Raw genomic sequence first — 18,180 nt, forward strand, 5'->3', positions numbered from 1 at the left:
TTTTGTTGTACACGCTTACATATATAAAACAACGAAACGAGCACTACCATGATAAAATTAGCCAATCACATCAAGCGCATCGAAATATCGAGCCTGTGGAGCGGACACAAGCACATTGTGTGGGACTTGCGCCCCGACGTCAATGTGCTGAGCGGACACAATGGAGCGGGCAAAAGCACCATTCTCAACCGCCTCATACAGCATCTGCGCTCCGTGCCTACCACCGGCGACATACAGGGCAACACACGCTTTGGAGTAAAGATGGAGTTCGACCCGAGCGATGCCACAGGCATTCACTACGACGTCATACGCAGTTTCGACCGCAAAATGCTCTCGTCCGAGCCTATTGGTGCACTTAACGATGCCCGTATCGTCACCGAGCTCGACTGGCAGCTCTACCTGGTGCAGCGCCGCTACCTTGACTACCAAGTTAATGTGGGCAACCGCATGATTGCCCTGCTCACAAGCGGCGACCCCGAGGCACGCGACAAAGCGGCCATTGCGGCCAACCTTAAAACGCGCTTTCTTGACATTGTGGACGAACTGTTTGCCGAGACGGGAAAACGCATCGACCGTCAAAGCAACGAACTGCAGTTCATACAATACGACGAAAAGTTGCCGCCCTATTTACTGTCGAGCGGCGAAAAGCAAATACTGCTCATTCTGCTCACCGTGCTCACCGAGGACCAGCAGCACTATGTGTTGTTTATGGACGAGCCCGAAGCCAGTCTGCACTTTGAGTGGCAAAAGCACCTCATCGGCCTTGTGCGCGAGCTCAACCCCAATGCACAGATTGTGCTCACCACCCACTCGCCAGCCCTCATCATGGACGGTTGGGAGGACGCCGTGACCGAAGTGGGCGACATTACCGTCTAAGTTCTCTCTCCCTTATCAACCCAAAAGTCCTTCACCGTGAAACGCTTGAAAGATAACATCAACTCCTCATACGTGTCGGCCATGAACCGCCTTGGCGGGCGTCATGCCCGCGAGCGCATAGTGGCCTACGTTGAGAGCTACGACGATGTGTTTTTTTGGAGCAATCTGCTGCGCCCGCTCGAAACGGACAAGTATTACTTTGAGGTGATGCTGCCGTCGCGCACCTCGTTGTGCAAAGGCAAAAAGATAGCCTTGGCCAACGAGCTTGGCCCGCGTTTGGGCAAATGTATGATTGCCTGTGTTGATGCCGACTACGACTATCTGATGCAAGGTGCCACCCTGGCCTCGGCCGAGGTGTGCAACAACCCATACGTGTTCCACACCTACGTCTATGCCATCGAAAACTACCAGTGCTACGCACCTGCCATGCAGCAGGTGTGCGTCATGGCCACACTCAACGACCACCACTTGTTCGACTTCGAGAGCTTTATGCGCCAATACTCACAAACCATCTGGCCGCTCTTTGTGTGGAACGTCTGGTGCTACCGCTACGGCACCTACAAGCAATTCTCCATGCTCGACTTCTACCACATCGTACAGCTCGGCAAACTCAACTTTTACCACCCCGAACAGACGCTCGAAAAGTTGCGCCACCTTGTCAATGCCAAAATAGCCCGTCTGCAACGCCAGTTTCCGCAAGGGCGTTCTACCTACAAGCCGCTGCGCAACGAGCTGCTGCGCCTGGGACTGACGCCCGAAACCACCTACCTGTACATGCGCGGACACGACCTGTGCGACGGGGTGGCCGTGCCACTGCTTAACATGGTGTGCGAACAGTTGCGACGCGAGCGTGAGCGCGAAATACGCCGTCTGGCCGAGCACAATGTGCAAATGCAAAATGAGCTGTCGGCCTACCAAAATGCCACAGCGGCCATTGAGGAGATGCTGCGCAAACACACCACCTACACCGAATGCCCGCAATACAAACGGGTGCAAACCGACATTAAAGACTTTATTGACTCTCTCCATCCCCAAACCGATACTACAGCACAACCTGCACCCCCAGCCTCATGATACTGCACATTAAGAACATGGTCTGCCCCCGTTGCATCATGGCCGTCACCAGCACACTGTCACAACTCGGCCTCACGCCCGATAGCGTGTCGTTGGGCGAGGCACACATAGCCGAGACCCCCGACCAATCGCAATTAGAGCAAATACGCCAGGCATTGATAGCCATAGGTTTTGACCTGGTCGAAAACAAGTCCGACCTGTTGATACAGCGCATCAAGCAATCGGTAATGACCTACGTCCGCCACGACAAGTGCACAAGCCAGCCATTGTCCGAATGGCTGGCCACAACCATACATACCGACTACCCCACCCTGAGCCGCGCCTTTGCTGCCGCCGAGGGGCGCACCATCGAAAAGTACCACCTGTTGCAGCGCATGGAGTATGTTAAGGAACTGATAACCTATGACGATTTGAGCATAAAGGAGATAGCCTGGCGCACAGGGTTCTCAAGCGTGGCACATCTCTCGCGCCAGTTCAAGCAACTCACGGGCATGACGCCAACAGCCTATAAAGCCTGTGGACATCACGAACGTCAGCCACTCGACACGCTATAAGATAAACAAGCCATGGTTAACCAACTCGCCCAATTTGTGCGCCACCACATCAAGCTGTTAGCAGCACTGACCCTCATCACCTGCGCCGTGCTGCTTTATTGCGTCAACCCCGTTGGCCACACTTTTGTGCCCAAATGCCCATTCAAGCTAATCACCGGTTACGACTGCCCGGGTTGTGGCGCACAACGTGCCATTCACGCCCTGCTGCATGGCCGGTTGTCCGAAGCCTTGAGCTACAACTACTTCATGGTTTATTCTGTGCCATACCTTATGGCGGTGCTGTACACCGAATATGCCGTCAAGGGCAAGCGCCAGTGGCGATTGCGCCGCATATTCGAGGGCAAAACGGCCATCACGCTTTACATTGTGCTGTTCACAGCATGGGGCATTGTGCGAAATGTGCTTTAATGTATTGCTGTCCGGCTAAACGCAAATACGCGAACGGGGCCAGGCTCTAAACGCTACAACTAAACGATAGCTCTAAGCGCTACCATCAAACGCTAGCATCAAACGCTAGCTCTAAACGTTAGCACCAAACGCAAGCACCAAACGCAAGCACCAAACGCTACCATCAAACGCTATCTCTAATGGGGGCGACGCGTCTCGCGTCGGGACAATTTCATACACTAAATAAAGGCTCGCAGACAACGCTAATTACACGTTTGTCTGTGAGCCTTTGCCTTAGCCCGACGCGGGACGCGTCGCCCCCATTAGAGCTTGCGTTTGGTGCTAGCGTTTAGAGTTAGCGTTTGGTGGTAGCGCTTAGTACTTGCGTTTAGAGTTAGCGCTTAGTGTTAGCGTTTAGAGTTAGCGCTTAGTGCTAGCGTTTGGCGCTTGACCCCGTTCGCATATTTACGTTGTACAGTACAACAATAATTTAAGATATGACAATATAAACGAGATACTACCACGTCAGATCCATCAACCTAATCAATGCGATGCACCATCTCGCGGAAGATCTCAGCCATAAGCGGCTGCACCGCATTGGCAGCACGCTGCACCTCCTCATGGCTCACCTCCACAATCTGGCCCTCAATGCCCAAGTCGGTAATGATGCTGATGCCGAAGGTGCGAATGCCACAATGGTGGGCCACAATCACCTCGGGCACAGTTGACATGCCCACGGCATCGGCACCAAAGGTGTGGTACATCTTATACTCGGCCGGCGTTTCATAGGTCGGGCCCTGGGTGGCAAGGTACACACCCTCCACCGTGCGAATGCCCTTTTCCTTGGCAATGCTGCGTGCCATGTCGAGCAATTTGTGGTCGTAGACTTCGTGCATGTCGGGAAAACGCGGCCCCGTAGGGAAGTTTGGCCCATGCAGCGGGTGCTCGGGCATAAAGTTGATGTGGTCGGTAATGAGCATGAGGTCGCCAATCTTGAAGTCAGGATTCATGCCACCGGCAGCATTGCTCACAAAGAGGGTTTTGATGCCCAATTCATACATCACACGCACAGGGAAGGTTACCTGCTTCATGTTGTAACCCTCATAGTAGTGGAAACGACCTTGCAGGGCCATCACATTTTTGTCGCCCAAACGGCCAAATATCAGTTTGCCACTGTGTCCCTCAACCGTGCTTACCGGGAAATTGGGAATATCTTTATAAGCAAACTCATCTACTATCTCGATTTCTTCTGCAAGATGTCCCAACCCAGTGCCAAGAATAATGGCAGTGTGCGGACGCATTTGCGTGTGGGCTTTAATCCACGCAGCAGTTTCTTTAATTTGCTCTAACATAATCAAGTATTGTTTGGTTGAACAATTTTTCGTCAGTACGTGCCGGCTCAATGTCCACCACAATGGGCTGCACCAGCAAGCTACCAACTAATGGTTGCGGCAGGCTATGCGCTATTTGCCGCAGGCGCTCCACATCTTTCTGCGTGGTCACCGCCAGTTGGCAGTTGTTAGTGTGCCACAAACGCGACAGCCATTTGGCATCGGCCAGCGTAAACGTATGATGATCGCGAAATTCGGCCAAAGCCACCTCTGCCCCCATTTGTGCAAGATATTGCTTCAGCGGTGCCGGGTTGGCTATGCCAGCCACCAGCAGCACGCGTTTAGAGGCCAAATCCTCGGGTTCAACGTTTGAACCATCGAGCCGCTGCAACACGCCATAACGCACCTGGCTGTAAAACAAGCGTTGCCCTTGTGCCACGCCCAATGGCGGACGTTCATTTTCGGCACACTTGGTCACCACTATCAGTTGGGCGCGGCGGGCGGCACAGGCCGGTTCGCGCAAGCGTCCCCATGGCAGCAAATGGTCGTGGGTGTAAAGGCGGTTGGCACACGTCAACAGTATGTTAAGCCCGGCCCTGACCTGGCGGTGCTGATAGGCATCGTCAAGCACTATGACGTCGGGCGGCGTGCTGAGCTTGAGCAGTTGGGCTATGCCATACACGCGTTTTTCGCATACAGCCACAGTGGCAAAGGGGCAGTTGTGCAATATCTGGTAGGGTTCGTCGCCTATGTCGGCAGCCCCGTGCCGGGCGGCATCGGCCAGTATGTAGCCCTTAGTGTGGCGTCCATAACCGCGCGAGAGCATGGCCACGCTATACCCATTGTGGTGCAGCAAACGCAGCAAATACTCCACATGGGGGGTCTTGCCCGTACCGCCCACGGCCAGATTGCCCACACAGATGACGGGCACGCCGAAGCCTTGCGATGCAAGCACCCCATGGTCGTAAAGCCATGCACGCGTCACAGCCACCGCCCCCCAAATGAGTGAAAGCGGTGCCGTGACAAGGGGCAATATGTAGGATAACAGTTTGATAAGGTTACGCGTTTATGGGGTGTTCTAAATGAGTTTACTTCACATTCGGCACATAGAACATGCGTGCCTGTACGCAGCTCTTTGCATCGAAGCTGCGCAAACCGCCCACAAAGCGCAAGGGCTGGTAGTACTCGCCAAGGGCAGTTTGCAATTTCTCCTCCATGTAGTCGCGCTTTACGGTGCTGTCGAGGAACTGGTCAATCCACGACGACTTTTGCGGACAAGAGGTGAGGTAGTACGACTTCAAGCCGGCACGCTGGGCAGCCACGGCAATGGCATCGTCGAGTGTGCCAAGTTTGTCAACCAACTTGATGCCGAGCGCCTGTGAACCAGTCCATACGCGGCCTTGGGCAATGCGGTCAACCTGCATCGGGGTCATGTGACGGCCAGCTGCCACACGGTCCAAAAAGAGTCGGTAACCGCGATTTACATAGCCCTGCATGGCAGCAGCCTCGTCGGCATTAAAGCCACGCCCCATGGCACCAAAGTCTGATGCCTTGTTTGTCTTGACCACATCGAAGTGCAAGCCCAGTTTTTCGGTCAGCAAGCCGCTGGCGTCGGGTATCATGCCAAATATGCCTATACTGCCAGTGAGGGTAGTAGGTTCGGCCACAATGTAGTCGGCAGCGCACGACATGTAATAGCCGCCCGAAGCCGCCATGCCGCTCATCGACACCACCACGGGTTTATTTTGTTTGAGCAACTGGATAGCACGCCACATTTGCTCCGAAGCATAGGCACTGCCGCCACCCGAATTGATGCGCAGCACCACAGCCTTCACCTTGTCGTCGTTGGCCAGTTTGTCAAGGTCGGCCACCACTTTGCTGCCCACAATTTGCGACATTTCGCCTGAGAAGTTGGTGCGCGCTGCCTCGTCCACAATGTCGCCCTCGGCATAGTACACGGCTATGGCTCCATCGCCCGAGGTGGGCGCCACATCGAGTTTGGCCAGCTGGGCCGGGTCAATAAAGTTCACCTGTTCCTGCTGGCTGCAAACACGCAACACCTGGCGCACTTCGTCGTCATAGGCCAAATCGTCAACCAGGCGGGTGTCCACATACTGCTCGGGGTCGGCAAAGGTGGTGTAGCAGTCGGCATAGGCATTGAGACTGTCCACCGCCAAGCGGCGCGAAGCTGCCACGTCCTTGCACACCTGTTGCCAGATGCTGCCCACAAACGACTGCACCTGCTCGCGGTTGGCATCGCTCATGCCTGTCAGTATAAAAGGTTCAACGGCACTCTTGTAGGTGCCCACCTTGAACACTTGCATCTTTACGCCCACCTTTTTGAGCAAGTCGGTGTAAAATATGGGTTGTGAGGCTATGCCATGCCAATCTATCATGCCGCTCGGGTTGACAAACAGCTTGTCGGCGGTCGATGCCAAATAGTAGCTGCCCTGGGTGTAACTGTCGGCATAGGCTACAATAAACTTTTTGCTCTGTTTGAAGTCCATCAAGGCATGACGCAGTTCCTGCAATGTGGCATAGTCGGTGCTCAGCACCCCGCCCTCAAGGTAGATGCCGCTGATGCGCTCGTCGGTTTTGGCCACCTTGATGGCCTTTAATATGTCGTCAAGGCCCTGGTTGTCGGCCGCATCGTTGCCCAAATATTTGGCAAACGGATTGTCGTTTGAACGCTCGGTGATGGTGCCGCTCAGGCTGATGCGCAGCACTGTGCCGTCCTTGATGGTGGGCTTGCTATCACTGCTGGCTGCTATAACGCCCATCACAATGAAGCTCAGCACCAAGGTGAACACGCTAATGCAAGCTATACCAACAATAGTGGCTAAAACGTACTTCAGAAATTGTTTCATAATTTGTGGTTGTTTTGTTGTTCGTTACTGCACAATTTGACGCAGCTGTTTGTGCTTTTACTACAACACTTCGTAAGATTTATTTTGCACCCACCCTCGCGCGCACACGCGTCAGAGAGTTTCATAAACTTTGCTTGCATCTTACACTAATTGTGCGTTACAGCATGATTTTCAATACATTACGCAGTGTAAGATATACTCAAAGCTACCTACACTCACGTGCACTAATTGCACATGCACTTGCACCAACCTGCACGGCGTGCATGGGGCGGATTTTTCGGTAATCCGATGCGGCAATTTCTGTGACGAGGGAGCGGATTTTCTGTTGCGGGAGGGCGGCATTTCTGTCGGAGGAAACGGTTGCACGGCCTGCTATTACTGGTTTTGCACCCCGTCATGCAGGCCGCAACGCTGAGTGCAAGTAGTGTGTAGGCAAGGTTTTACTTATCCTACACTGCGCAACCGACTCATTATCAGCGCATTACACTCAAATAGTGTAAGATGGCAGATAAACCTCGTTTTCCTTTTTTACGGAGGTGCCGGCATACGTACGCCCCAGTTTTCAAGCTGATTTTGACTGACGCAGAACGGGCGCACCGTTGTGTCTGTCAAAAGTCAATGTCCACCTCCACCGGACAATGGTCGGAGCCAAACACCTCGTTGTGAATGTTGGCATCGGTGAGCTGTGGCTGCAAGCGGTTTGACACCAGGAAGTAGTCGATGCGCCACCCGGCATTCTTTTCGCGGGCACGGAACCGGTACGACCACCAGGAGTACACGCCCTCAAGCGTGGGGTTGAAATAGCGGAAGGTGTCGGTAAAGCCGGCCTGCAGCAGTTGGGTGAATTTGGCACGCTCCTCGTCGGTAAAACCGGCATTCTTGCGATTTGTTTTGGGATTTTTCAAGTCTATCTCCTCATGTGCCACATTCAAGTCGCCACACACCACCACGGGTTTCTTGGCGTCGAGCGACAGCAAATATTGGCGGAATGCGTCGTCCCACGTCATGCGGTAGTCGAGTCGGCGCAGGCCGTCCTGCGAGTTGGGGGTGTACACGGTGACAAGGTAGAACTGCGACATTTCGAGGGTGATGACACGGCCCTCGTGGTCGTGCTCCTCAATACCAAGGCCATAAGTCACGTTCAACGGTTTGTGACGCGTAAAAATGGCTGTGCCCGAATAGCCTTTCTTTTCGGCCGAATTCCAATACGACTCATAGCCCTCAAACGCCATGTCGAGCTGATGGGGCTGCATCTTCGTCTCTTGCAGACAAAAAAAGTCGGCATCGAGCGCTGCAAAACTCTCTCTAAAGCCCTTGCCATCGCAGGCACGCAGGCCGTTTACATTCCACGATATGAATTTCATTGACTTGTGTTTGCTTGTTCTAATCCGTTGGCGGATCTCTTGGTTAACGAGGTAACGGGTTAACAAAGAAATCCGTCAGCGGGGTCTATTATGTTCTGCGAAGATAGCAACTTATATTGATACCAAATGCAGTCTCACTTTTTTTTCTTAAATTTGCAACGCAATTTTATTACGCATTCTCTGCAAACTGTCATCATGAAACATATACTGCTGCTGGCTTTTGCCCTCGTGGCCTCAATGGCTGCAATGGCACAGCCTAAAATAGAATTTGACCATACAACTCAGGAACTTGGCACACTGCTTTGGCATGTGCCGCAAACTGCCACATTCAAGGTGATGAACAAGGGCACTCAGGACTTGCTCATAACCAACGTGCGCACCGACTGCGGCTGCACCAATGCCGAATGGACGACCACAGCCATAGGGCCTGGCAGCACGGGCTACATCAAGGCCACCTACAATGCCGAGATGCTGGGCCACTTTAACAAGGGGCTGGCTGTGTACACCAATCTTGACCAACAACCGCACTACTTGTCGCTGATGGGCGTGGTGTCGATGACTAACGCCGAGGCTACCACCGAATATCCCTACAAAGTGGGCGAATACTACTTGAGTACGGACGATGTGGAGTTTGACGACGTGAACCGCGGCGACTCGCCCACCTATGTGCTGTCTATTCTCAACTCAAGCAAAAAGTCGTTCCGCCCCGAACTGATGCACTTGCCTAAATACCTGACGGCACAGGCCGACCCGGCTGTAATTCGCCCCGGACGTGTGGGACGCATATTGCTCACACTCAACAGCAACGAACTGCACACCATGGGACTGACGCAGACAAGCATCTACCTGAGCCGCTTTATGGGCGACCGCGTGAGCAAGGAAACGGAAATAAATGTGTCGGCCACACTGCTGCCCGACTTTTTCGACACGCCCACACAACACGCTCTTGCACCCGTGGCTCAGCTTGACAGCACACACCTCGCCCTCGGTCCGTTGGGCAAAAAGAAGAAGGTGACCGGACAGGTAATGCTGACCAATGCGGGCAAAACGCCGTTGGTTATCAGCGCCTTGCAGGTGTATAACCCTGGCATCAGTGTGAGCTTGAACAAGCGCCGCATCGACCCGGGCCACACCGAGAAAATGAAGATTACGATCAGCACCAACACATCATACTTCAAAGGCCGCCGTCGCGTGCTGCTTATCACCAACGACCCCGACCACCCGAAAATTGTGATTGATGTGACGGTGAAGAAGTAAACCAGCAAGTAGCCACCAGCTCCTGTGCTGAGGACACAACGCACTACACGTTTTATATATACAAGCTGAGCTAACACAGACACATTTTGCTACGATTTATCATGATCTTCGTGGCAGTATACCAGGCGGTATGCTGCCACGCTATAATGACGTATACCGCAGACAACAGCGCGAAAAGCCTTAACACGTCGGGCGACCCACGCCCCGTAACTCTTTACATCACTACCATCGATGGCGAAGAACCGACCTTCGATATAGTTTACCCACCCGAGGGGGGCACAGGTGTGGGCATTGGCAACCGTACCAAAGTGATGGGACGAATGGTTATGACTACTGGCACGGACACGCTCTACGATAGCGGCGAATGGGCCGAGGGCGCATCGGGAATGTCCATCAAGGTGCGCGGCAACACATCGGCGGCCTCAGCCAAGGAGCAACTGCCTTACAAAATAAAGTTGGTAAAAAAGGCCGACCTGCTGATGCGGGGCAGCAAAGTATACAAACATAAGGATTGGGTGCTGCTGCGCGGCACATGGCATTCGAAGGTGTTTGCCAACCAACAAACGTGTATTCTGCCACTGGTTGGCACTGAAGTGAGTCGCGCCACGGGGGCAGAATGGGCGCCCGAAGGTAACTTTGTGCAGGTATACTTGAACGGGAAATACCGTGGCATATACTATCTTATTGAGGCCATCGCTCGTGGTGACGGGCGCATACAGGTGGACGATAGTGGCTTTATAGCCGAGAACGACGCCTATTGGTGGAATGCCGATGGTGCTTATTTCAAAACCTCACACCAGGAGAGCTCCATGGGCTGGACTTTCAAGTACCCCGACTTGAACGAGATAACTGCTGGACAAATGGACGAGATTGTAAACTGTATTGAGGCTTTTGAGGACTCGCTTTATAACAACCGCCCCTTGGACAGTATTGCCGACTTGCACTCTTTTGCACGATGGGTGCTGGCACACGACTATTTGGGCACGAAGGACGCTTGGGGCAGCAACATGTATATGTACCGCCAAAACCTTGACCCGTTGCACCCCGAAACGTCAAAACTGAAAATGGCTACGCCGTGGGATTTTGACTCTTCGTTTACCACGCCCGACGACGAATGGAGCGTGCCACACTATGCCATTTGCTTTTACTACAACAGGTTGTTTACGCGCCCCGATTTTGTGCAAGCCTACGTTGACGTATGGAACGAGGTGCACAACAGCATTTACACCGAGGTGGCCAACCGTCTTCATGCTTTTGAACAACACAACACTACTGCATTCGAAACCATACGACTGACTTGCAATACGCAGCAGAACACCAATTTGCAAGTACAGAACAGCTTGCACAACCAGGTGGAGGAAGCTCTGCAACACCTGGCCACACGCGTAGCCACAGTGGACAGCCTAATGGCTTATTACACCTGGTGGCTCACGGAGGTGGCTGATTGCCCCACCAGCGCCCCTGCTACAAGCAGAGCCATCTACAACACGACCGGTCAAAAGGTTACTACCACCACCCCACTCCATCAGTTGCCAGCAGGGGTTTACATCGAAGTTGGCTCCGACGGACGGGCGCGTAAAGTCATAAAGAAGTAATTTTTTGGGCTACCGCTTGGATATTTCACAAAATGTTCCTACCTTTGCACTACCAAAATCGGAAAGTAGCGCAGTTGGTAGCGCACTACGTTCGGGACGTAGGGGTCGGGCGTTCGAGTCGCCTCTTTCCGACAGAAGAGAGAGGATATATTTTATATTCTCTCTTTTTTTGTGCAAAGCCTCATAAGCGAAATGCCGCCTCTTTCCGACAGAAAAGAGAGTGTATCAAAACGACGCACCCTCTTTTTTTGTACAGCCTATAAAAGCCTCATAAGCGAAATGCCGCCTCTTTCCGACAGAAAGTAAATAAAATATTGGACACCAACTCACAATAAGAAAGAATATGGCAGAACATAAAATTATTGCCAATAACGGTTCGTCTATAGTTCTATACACAACTGAAGGAGGCAACACCCAACTTGAAGTAAAATTAGAGAATGATTCTGTTTGGCTCAACAGAGAGCAAATTGCTCAACTTTATGAAAGAGACTACAAAACTATCGCAAAGCATATCAATAATGCATTGAGAGAAGAACTTGAAGGCGAGCCGGTAGTCGCAAAATTTGCGACACCCAAGAAATATGGCAGGAAAGAGGGACTTACTCAAATGCAGAAAATCAATAAGTAGTTCTGACATGAAGGACTTTGCCGCAATAGATTTTGAAACGGCTAACAACGAGCGCAGCTCGGTTTGTTCGGTTGGCATCGTTGTAGTGCGTGACGGTGAGATAGTGGATAAGTTTTACTCGCTCATCAAGCCCGAACCTGAATATTATAACTACTGGTGCAGTAAGGTGCACGGCCTTTGCGCTGCCGATACTGAAGATGCGCCAATATTTCCTGAGGTGTGGAAACGGATAGAGCCCAAGATAACGGGGCTCCCTCTCGTGGCCCATAACAAGGCTTTTGACGAAAGTTGTCTGAAGGCTGTATTCCGCGTGTATCAGATGGATTATCCTGACTACGAATTTCACTGCACTTGCATCGCCTCGCGTAAAGTTTGGCCCAAAGGGCATCATACCCTCGACATTATTGCCGCACGATGTGGTTATGACATTACAAACCACCATCACGCTTTGGCCGACGCCGAAGCTTGTGCTGCTATTGCGATGGCTATTTTGTAATTAACCAAAGTTTCCCACCCCCAATAAAGCGGGTGGGAAACTTTGGTTAATTTATTTTATGCCAAATACCGACCTATAGGTCAAAAATACACACATGCTACAGCTTAATCAGGTAACGCTGGCACATCACTGGCAACACGGAATCTCACTGGCAATCGGAACCATACCGGCACGGGATGGCCTTTCTGCTTGGCCGGAACGAAACGAGGAAGTTTGCAAATAACATCGACCACGGCCTTGTCGCAATCGCGTGAAAGAGACTTTTCTATCTTCACGCTGCTTACCTTGCCGTCCACATCTACCTTGAAACGAGCGATCACTGTACCTTGCAAATTATTCTCCCAAGCACTGACCGGGTATACAACGTTTTGGCTTACGAACCGCATTAAAGCATCCACACCACCAGGATATGTAGCCGGCACTTCTACGAGAGCATTATCCACCACTTCTGGGTTTCTGGGAGACGATGTTTTACCACCTGCACGCAGATTATCTTCCTTCAACTCATCAATATTAATAGCGCCACCGATACCATTAGGATTGACATAGTCCTGAGAAGAAATGGCAAATGTATTCATTGATTCATTTCTGACATTGTAAAAATTCCAATCACTCGTAGCAGACTCTATCAAGTCAAATGATGTGGTGCCTTGCGGCAAAGCTGGGAAGGTGAGGTTAAAATAAATAGGCGTTTCTCTGTCACGATAGTATGTTTGACCTGGCGCAATGGCTATGCCATCTGCCTTCAACAGTTTCAAAACCTTGCCACTCGGCTTGCACTTGATGTAGGTTCCTTTATCTATCTGACACCAAGCATATCCTTTCGAGTAAGTTTCAAAAAACACCTGCGTCTTTTCACGGGTAAAGATAATTTGATCGATTTTTGGCAGTCCAGCCTTAATGTTCCACGACGGATTTTCGATATACCCAGGAGCACCTGCCGGGACATCAAATGTTTGCGCATACGATGCGCATGACATAAACAGCGCACAAGCTGCTATTGCAAGTTTTGTTTTCATAAGTATTTTGCATTTTAGAACTATTCGTGAAACCAATCAATAATTTTATCCCAAGTATTTTCAAACATAAAAGATATTTTTTCAGCAGCCTTGGGACGCGTCACCCCCATTAGAGGTAGCGTTTGGTGCTTGAGTCCGTTCGCATGTTTACGTTTACCAAGCTGCAATAATTTGAGATGGGAAACCACAAAGCGCATGGCGATGACTACGGATACAAGTCATCATACGCGCCACATATTATTTGCCAAACAGAGCCTTGAGCAAAGCGCGACCTATTTTACGCTCCACACCAGCACGCGTGGTTGGAATGCCCGTTGTGCGGGCAAACTGTTGTTTGGCACGGGTGATGCCCAATGCGCGCTTGAGCGAGAAGCTCAAACCTGGAATGCGTGTGTTTGTCATAATTAGGAGTTTTTATAGCGTTGGACCTATTTACTTGTTAATCGAAATCTCTACCAGATACATCACTTTATTAACGTGGTATTATCCAATGAGTTCAATTTGTTATTCTTAGTGCAAAGTTAAGCTGGCGGCGTGCCGTTTACACACATTCTGCAATATTATATGCAAAACCATAATTTTGCGCATTAAGCCACGGTGCAATATTGCAACACGCCTTCCACAGCCCACTCATCACGTGGTACACACGACAAGCCGGTCTATAAGGCTGCAATGTGCTGCCACTCCTCATCTTGGAGCAGTGGCACAAGTTCGCCGTCTTCGTTCGAGCAGTAGAACATGGTTGCAGGCAGGTCGATAGTATAATTGCCCAACAGTTCATTACGCACAATGCAATAGCTGTCTACGTGGTATAGCAAATTGCCAAGGGCCCTGATTTGCTTTTTTAGTAAAGCCAGCATGGGGCCACGCGTACTGTAATCGCAAATGTTGGGTGCTTTGGACAGCGTGCCGCCAAACTTGGCATATATCATGCGATACTTCTGCATCAAGCGGTCCATGTGACAATTAAACTTGTCCAAAGACTTTTGGCCACCAGTCGGCGGCGTAATGTTGATACCACCATTGGCGGCCTCGAGCATAAACAGTGCATAGAGGGCCTTTTCGCGACGGTGTATTTTCTCTATTTTGGCATCAGCATCAGGAAAGCGTATGTGCCCGTTCACCGTGTCAATCACCACCGTGCTTTTGATGCCGCGGCGCAGCATGAGCAAATCGAACAACTGACGATAAAACCCCTTGTACACAAAATGGCCAGGGGTATTGTGCCAATAGTTCAACCTCATATTACTGAAATGCTGTGCAAAGGTGGCAAGCAGCTTGTTTATATCACTTACAATGTCCTTTCCCAACTCAAGCAGCATGAAGTTTGAATAGCTCTTGCCTTCAACCTCCGACTCGCCAACCTTCACCATCAGCGATGGCGCAATCATCAACATTTGCTTCACGCCGAGTTTGGCAGAGAGCAAATCGCGGCAGAATTCGGGTGTAGTGAGGTGACACAAGCGCTGCTGCACATTTTGCGCACGCTCGTTGCTGACTGAGGGGTAAAGGAATTTGATGGTCTGAAACAACACTTCGGGCTGAATGCTGTCATATTGCAGGCGGGGGATATACACAAAGTCAAACCCCGCCAAGCGTATTTTGCTTGCCAACTCGTCGTAATGCGCCTCTATGCAGCTGTTGACGTGCGCGTCATACTGACACTCCACGTACAGTATCTGGGTGTCATCAAATTGCATATAATCATTGTTAACCGACAACATGCTCACCGACTCGTTATTTTCATTCTCCAAGCAATAACGCAGGGCCAATATGAGCAAGGCCTCAGCACGGGCACAGTAATTGTCGGACATGGCCACCTCAGTAAAGTCCGTTATAAGTTGTTGGCGCAATGCCGCATCTGACTGCAACAATATGTGCAACGCATCGGCAAATGTCAGCTTTTCGGCCATACACTCGTCGTCGGGCGCTATGTGATAGCGCGCACGCATTTTTTCTAAATAGCTTATTTCTTTGCAGTCTATTATGCCGTCAGCCCTTATCAAGTCGGCCACCACACGCATCAAACTCGCTTTCTCGTTTTTCGTCATAATCTCATAGCATTAGCATTACGGCATTATTTTCGTTCCGTAACGCGAATATAGTTAAAAGCATTTTACGCCCCACCAATTACACAAGCGTTAACACAATATTTATGAAATCACGCATATATTGCCGCAACATGGCATCTCGCGAAATTGTAATTTTCAGCATGCCGCCGCAGCGATTGGGGCTACACTTCTTAATGACAAAGACACCAAGATTGTTAACAAGCAAACGCAAAATATTTTGGTTTGGCGCAATTAGAACGTTGCAACAACAAATTCGAAAACTATGGACATTACAGCCTCAACATTGCAAAATACAAGATAACGCGGACATTGCTGCTTAACTTTGCCAACGAAAACAAACAAAACATAAGCAACTATGACAACTCCCGAAGACCAAAAGCGCGAAGATTTTATCAAGCATTTCAAGGAACTCAACAAAGATAAGGACACGACAAAGCTCTTTTTCGACCTTACAGCCGACGAAGCCAAGGCCCTGCTCATGACTTCGGCGCACTACCACAATTTTGAAATGCCCGAATACTTCAACTTTGACAATGTGCTCAATCATGTACAGAATACGGTGGGCAACCGTCCCTACACCGAGTGCCTGCACCAATCGATTGACATAAACAGTTGCAACGGGGTTAATATTGACATATTGCTCAACAAAGACGGACACTACGCAGTACGCCCCCTCACGCTGTGCAACCCGTACCTCTACTACTTTATGGTACGCACACTCTGCACGCCTGAGGCTTGGCAAAGCATCTCACAGAACTTAAACGCTTGCCAAGTGCCACACATCATGGCGGGCGGACTGCCTGTGGTGCCGGCTAAAGTGGAAAAGTTCCACAACAGCACCATCATATTTAACTGGTGGCGAAACATGGAGCAACGCAGCCTCGAATTGGCGGTTGACTACCGATATATGTTTGTAACCGACATTACCAACTGCTATGGCTCTATCAATCCGCAAACTATAGATTGGGCTTTGTCGCGCCGCAACACACAAAAGGCCACCGACAGCAATCATGCGCTCGCCAACGACATTATCAAACTGCTGCACGACATGCAGCATGGCCACAACGCCGGCATTCCGCAAGGCAGCACGCTGTTTGACATATTGGCCGAGATTGTGCTGTCATACGCCGACTTGCTGCTGCACGAGGCATTGGAGCGCGAGGGCATTACGCAGGGGTATGAGGTGCTGCGCTACCGCGATGATTACCGCATATTCTGCAATAACAGTAATCAGCTCGAACGTATTTCATACATCTTGCAGCAGGTGCTTGAAAGCCTTAGTTTGCGCATGAACACCGACAAGACACGCATTACCGACGACGTGGTGACAAACAGCATCAAACCCGACAAACTGTACATATTGGAGCATGCACCCGTTATCGACGGCAAGCAGCACAACCTGCAAAAGCACTTGCTCTACGTTCTGCAGTTTGCACGCAAATTCCCCAATTCCGGACAGTTGCGCTCACTATTGTGCCGCATACACAAAAGGGTGATGAACGGTGATTATGGTGAGAAACTCACCCATGTGCTTTCAATAGACCTTACGGATGAGAATCCTACCACATCGAAAACGGCGGAGGATAAATTACCCGATATCATTACAATCATTGGCAACGCTGACGCAATGGCTGCCATTGCCTTGCAAATTGCCATCGAAAACATGCCCGTAGCCCATTATGCTTTGCGCATTATCGGTGACATTGTGAGTTATACGCAGGCACGCAAAATGGGGACTTTTGAGAACCACGACGACTTGCTGCTGCGCATTCGCCAGCGCTTAATCAACATGCCTAACGCAGACTATCTCAAACTGTGGTTACAGAGTCTGACAAACAAACTGGATAAAGCCAACAACACGCCTTCGCCCTACGACACGCCCTTGTGCCGCCTGGTTGCCGGCCTACAAACCGAACTGTGGAATAACAGTTGGCTCATCCCCGCACTCGCCGACAGTCTGCCTGTACAATCTGTCGTCAACAAAGAGGCCATACCTCAGGAGAGTAAAATAACGATCAACGAAAACAGCACCAACTTCTACGATGCGATAGAAGATGCGCTTAATAGTTTGTAAGTTGACAACTTGACTGGACACTAAAAAATGAGAGTGAAACGCTCGCACTATAATAGGCGAAGCGTTTCACTCTCACTTGTTTATTAGTGGCTTTCACAGGCTTTTCATTGCATTACTCGTCCAGCATTTCCAATGTAAGCTCGCACCGGCACCCCGCATAAAAGGTGTCAAGCACCTGTTCAAACACATCGCCAGGACTAACGGCGTCAAAGAGCGTCATACACGATTGCACCTTCTGTGCATCTATGCCACCGAGTATTTGCTCTACCGGCGTGCCAGCGTGCTGCAACAGGGCACGGCTTATCTCTGTCAGCCGCTTGCGCAATGTGCGATTGGCCAAATAAGCTCGGGCCTCAGCCTCCGACGCTATACCGTAATAACGCGACATTCGGCTGTAACCAAGTCCGCGCATCTGCGGAAATATGTACCACACCCAATGCGACTGCTTGCAACCCTGCACAATCTCGGCCAAAGCCTTTTCGTACTGGCCACCGTCCTGTGCCTCAATAAATCTGTTTACATCATCTTCCATATTCTTGCCAGATAAAAATAGCTCCGGAGCAGTTTGCAATACAGCACTTACTGC

Annotated in this window: 17 protein-coding genes and 1 tRNA gene; 10 read left to right on the forward strand and 8 right to left on the reverse strand. The window is 50.8% G+C overall.

Going from position 1 to position 18,180, the window contains the following annotated elements; genetic code table 11:
* Positions 1 to 48: 48 nt before the first annotated feature.
* The 4 genes from BQ5453_RS00195 to BQ5453_RS00210 all read left to right on the forward strand — a co-directional run bounded on the left by BQ5453_RS00195 (position 49) and on the right by BQ5453_RS00210 (position 2,912).
* Positions 49 to 876 carry an AAA family ATPase gene (locus BQ5453_RS00195; protein ID WP_071121634.1) on the forward strand — a complete coding sequence of 276 codons (828 nt, stop codon included), beginning with the start codon at positions 49 to 51 and terminating at the stop codon, positions 874 to 876.
* A gap of 81 nt (positions 877 to 957) precedes the next feature.
* Complete coding sequence (locus BQ5453_RS00200; RefSeq protein WP_071121635.1) at positions 958 to 1,950, forward strand: DUF4435 domain-containing protein; 993 nt, start codon at positions 958 to 960, stop codon at positions 1,948 to 1,950.
* On the forward strand, positions 1,947 to 2,504 hold the full coding sequence (locus tag BQ5453_RS00205; RefSeq protein WP_071121636.1) for an AraC family transcriptional regulator: 558 nt from the start codon (positions 1,947 to 1,949) through the stop codon (positions 2,502 to 2,504). The genes BQ5453_RS00200 and BQ5453_RS00205 overlap by 4 nt, the downstream gene beginning before the upstream one ends.
* A 12-nt stretch (positions 2,505 to 2,516) precedes the next feature.
* On the forward strand, positions 2,517 to 2,912 hold the full coding sequence (locus BQ5453_RS00210) for a DUF2752 domain-containing protein (RefSeq protein ID WP_071121637.1): 396 nt from the start codon (positions 2,517 to 2,519) through the stop codon (positions 2,910 to 2,912).
* 518 nt (positions 2,913 to 3,430) lie between these two features.
* Here the strand turns inward: BQ5453_RS00210 and BQ5453_RS00215 are convergent.
* The 4 genes from BQ5453_RS00215 to BQ5453_RS00230 all read right to left on the reverse strand — a co-directional run bounded on the left by BQ5453_RS00215 (position 3,431) and on the right by BQ5453_RS00230 (position 8,453).
* Positions 3,431 to 4,243 (reverse strand): purine-nucleoside phosphorylase, encoded by an 813-nt coding sequence (locus BQ5453_RS00215; protein WP_071121638.1) that lies wholly within the window; start codon positions 4,241 to 4,243, stop codon positions 3,431 to 3,433.
* Positions 4,227 to 5,255, reverse strand: coding sequence for a tetraacyldisaccharide 4'-kinase (lpxK, locus tag BQ5453_RS00220; RefSeq protein ID WP_235859997.1), 1,029 nt, complete (start codon positions 5,253 to 5,255; stop codon positions 4,227 to 4,229). The genes BQ5453_RS00215 and lpxK overlap by 17 nt, the downstream gene beginning before the upstream one ends.
* A gap of 55 nt (positions 5,256 to 5,310) precedes the next feature.
* The gene (gene sppA, locus BQ5453_RS00225) at positions 5,311 to 7,089 is read right to left on the reverse strand and encodes a signal peptide peptidase SppA (RefSeq protein ID WP_071121640.1); all 1,779 of its coding nucleotides are present in this window, start codon (positions 7,087 to 7,089) and stop codon (positions 5,311 to 5,313) included.
* A 608-nt stretch (positions 7,090 to 7,697) separates the two neighbouring features.
* A complete protein-coding gene (locus BQ5453_RS00230) occupies positions 7,698 to 8,453 on the reverse strand; it encodes an exodeoxyribonuclease III (RefSeq protein WP_071121641.1) in 756 nt (251 codons plus the stop codon).
* Between the two features lie 195 nt (positions 8,454 to 8,648).
* On the opposite strand from BQ5453_RS00230, the gene BQ5453_RS00235 reads away from it, so the two are divergent.
* From BQ5453_RS00235 to BQ5453_RS00255, 5 genes are all read left to right on the forward strand, one after another.
* Entirely contained in the window at positions 8,649 to 9,710 is a 1,062-nt protein-coding gene (locus BQ5453_RS00235; RefSeq protein ID WP_071121655.1) for a DUF1573 domain-containing protein, read from the forward strand.
* Between the two features lie 146 nt (positions 9,711 to 9,856).
* The gene (locus BQ5453_RS00240) at positions 9,857 to 11,305 is read left to right on the forward strand and encodes a CotH kinase family protein (protein ID WP_235859998.1); all 1,449 of its coding nucleotides are present in this window, start codon (positions 9,857 to 9,859) and stop codon (positions 11,303 to 11,305) included.
* 59 nt (positions 11,306 to 11,364) lie between these two features.
* A tRNA-Pro gene (locus BQ5453_RS00245) sits at positions 11,365 to 11,437 on the forward strand.
* Between the two features lie 211 nt (positions 11,438 to 11,648).
* Positions 11,649 to 11,933: a virulence RhuM family protein gene (locus BQ5453_RS00250; protein WP_071121643.1), complete on the forward strand. Its 285-nt coding sequence runs from the start codon at positions 11,649 to 11,651 to the stop codon at positions 11,931 to 11,933.
* Between the two features lie 7 nt (positions 11,934 to 11,940).
* Positions 11,941 to 12,429: a 3'-5' exonuclease gene (locus BQ5453_RS00255; RefSeq protein ID WP_071121644.1), complete on the forward strand. Its 489-nt coding sequence runs from the start codon at positions 11,941 to 11,943 to the stop codon at positions 12,427 to 12,429.
* 104 nt (positions 12,430 to 12,533) lie between these two features.
* Here BQ5453_RS00255 and BQ5453_RS00260 read toward each other — a convergent pair whose 3' ends face one another.
* The 3 genes from BQ5453_RS00260 to BQ5453_RS00265 all read right to left on the reverse strand — a co-directional run bounded on the left by BQ5453_RS00260 (position 12,534) and on the right by BQ5453_RS00265 (position 15,499).
* Positions 12,534 to 13,448, reverse strand: coding sequence for an energy transducer TonB (locus tag BQ5453_RS00260; protein WP_071121645.1), 915 nt, complete (start codon positions 13,446 to 13,448; stop codon positions 12,534 to 12,536).
* Between the two features lie 237 nt (positions 13,449 to 13,685).
* Positions 13,686 to 13,850 (reverse strand): hypothetical protein, encoded by a 165-nt coding sequence (locus tag BQ5453_RS14400; protein WP_022103225.1) that lies wholly within the window; start codon positions 13,848 to 13,850, stop codon positions 13,686 to 13,688.
* 257 nt (positions 13,851 to 14,107) lie between these two features.
* Positions 14,108 to 15,499 (reverse strand): hypothetical protein, encoded by a 1,392-nt coding sequence (locus tag BQ5453_RS00265; protein WP_071121646.1) that lies wholly within the window; start codon positions 15,497 to 15,499, stop codon positions 14,108 to 14,110.
* Between the two features lie 376 nt (positions 15,500 to 15,875).
* On the opposite strand from BQ5453_RS00265, the gene BQ5453_RS00270 reads away from it, so the two are divergent.
* Positions 15,876 to 17,594: an RNA-directed DNA polymerase gene (locus BQ5453_RS00270; RefSeq protein ID WP_083361058.1), complete on the forward strand. Its 1,719-nt coding sequence runs from the start codon at positions 15,876 to 15,878 to the stop codon at positions 17,592 to 17,594.
* A 112-nt stretch (positions 17,595 to 17,706) separates the two neighbouring features.
* Here BQ5453_RS00270 and BQ5453_RS00275 read toward each other — a convergent pair whose 3' ends face one another.
* A complete protein-coding gene (locus tag BQ5453_RS00275; RefSeq protein WP_071121647.1) occupies positions 17,707 to 18,126 on the reverse strand; it encodes a DUF1810 domain-containing protein in 420 nt (139 codons plus the stop codon).
* Positions 18,127 to 18,180: the final 54 nt, after the last annotated feature.

Origin of the sequence: Prevotellamassilia timonensis, assembly GCF_900106785.1 — a bacterium.
Lineage (GTDB): Bacteria > Bacteroidota > Bacteroidia > Bacteroidales > Bacteroidaceae > Alloprevotella > Alloprevotella timonensis.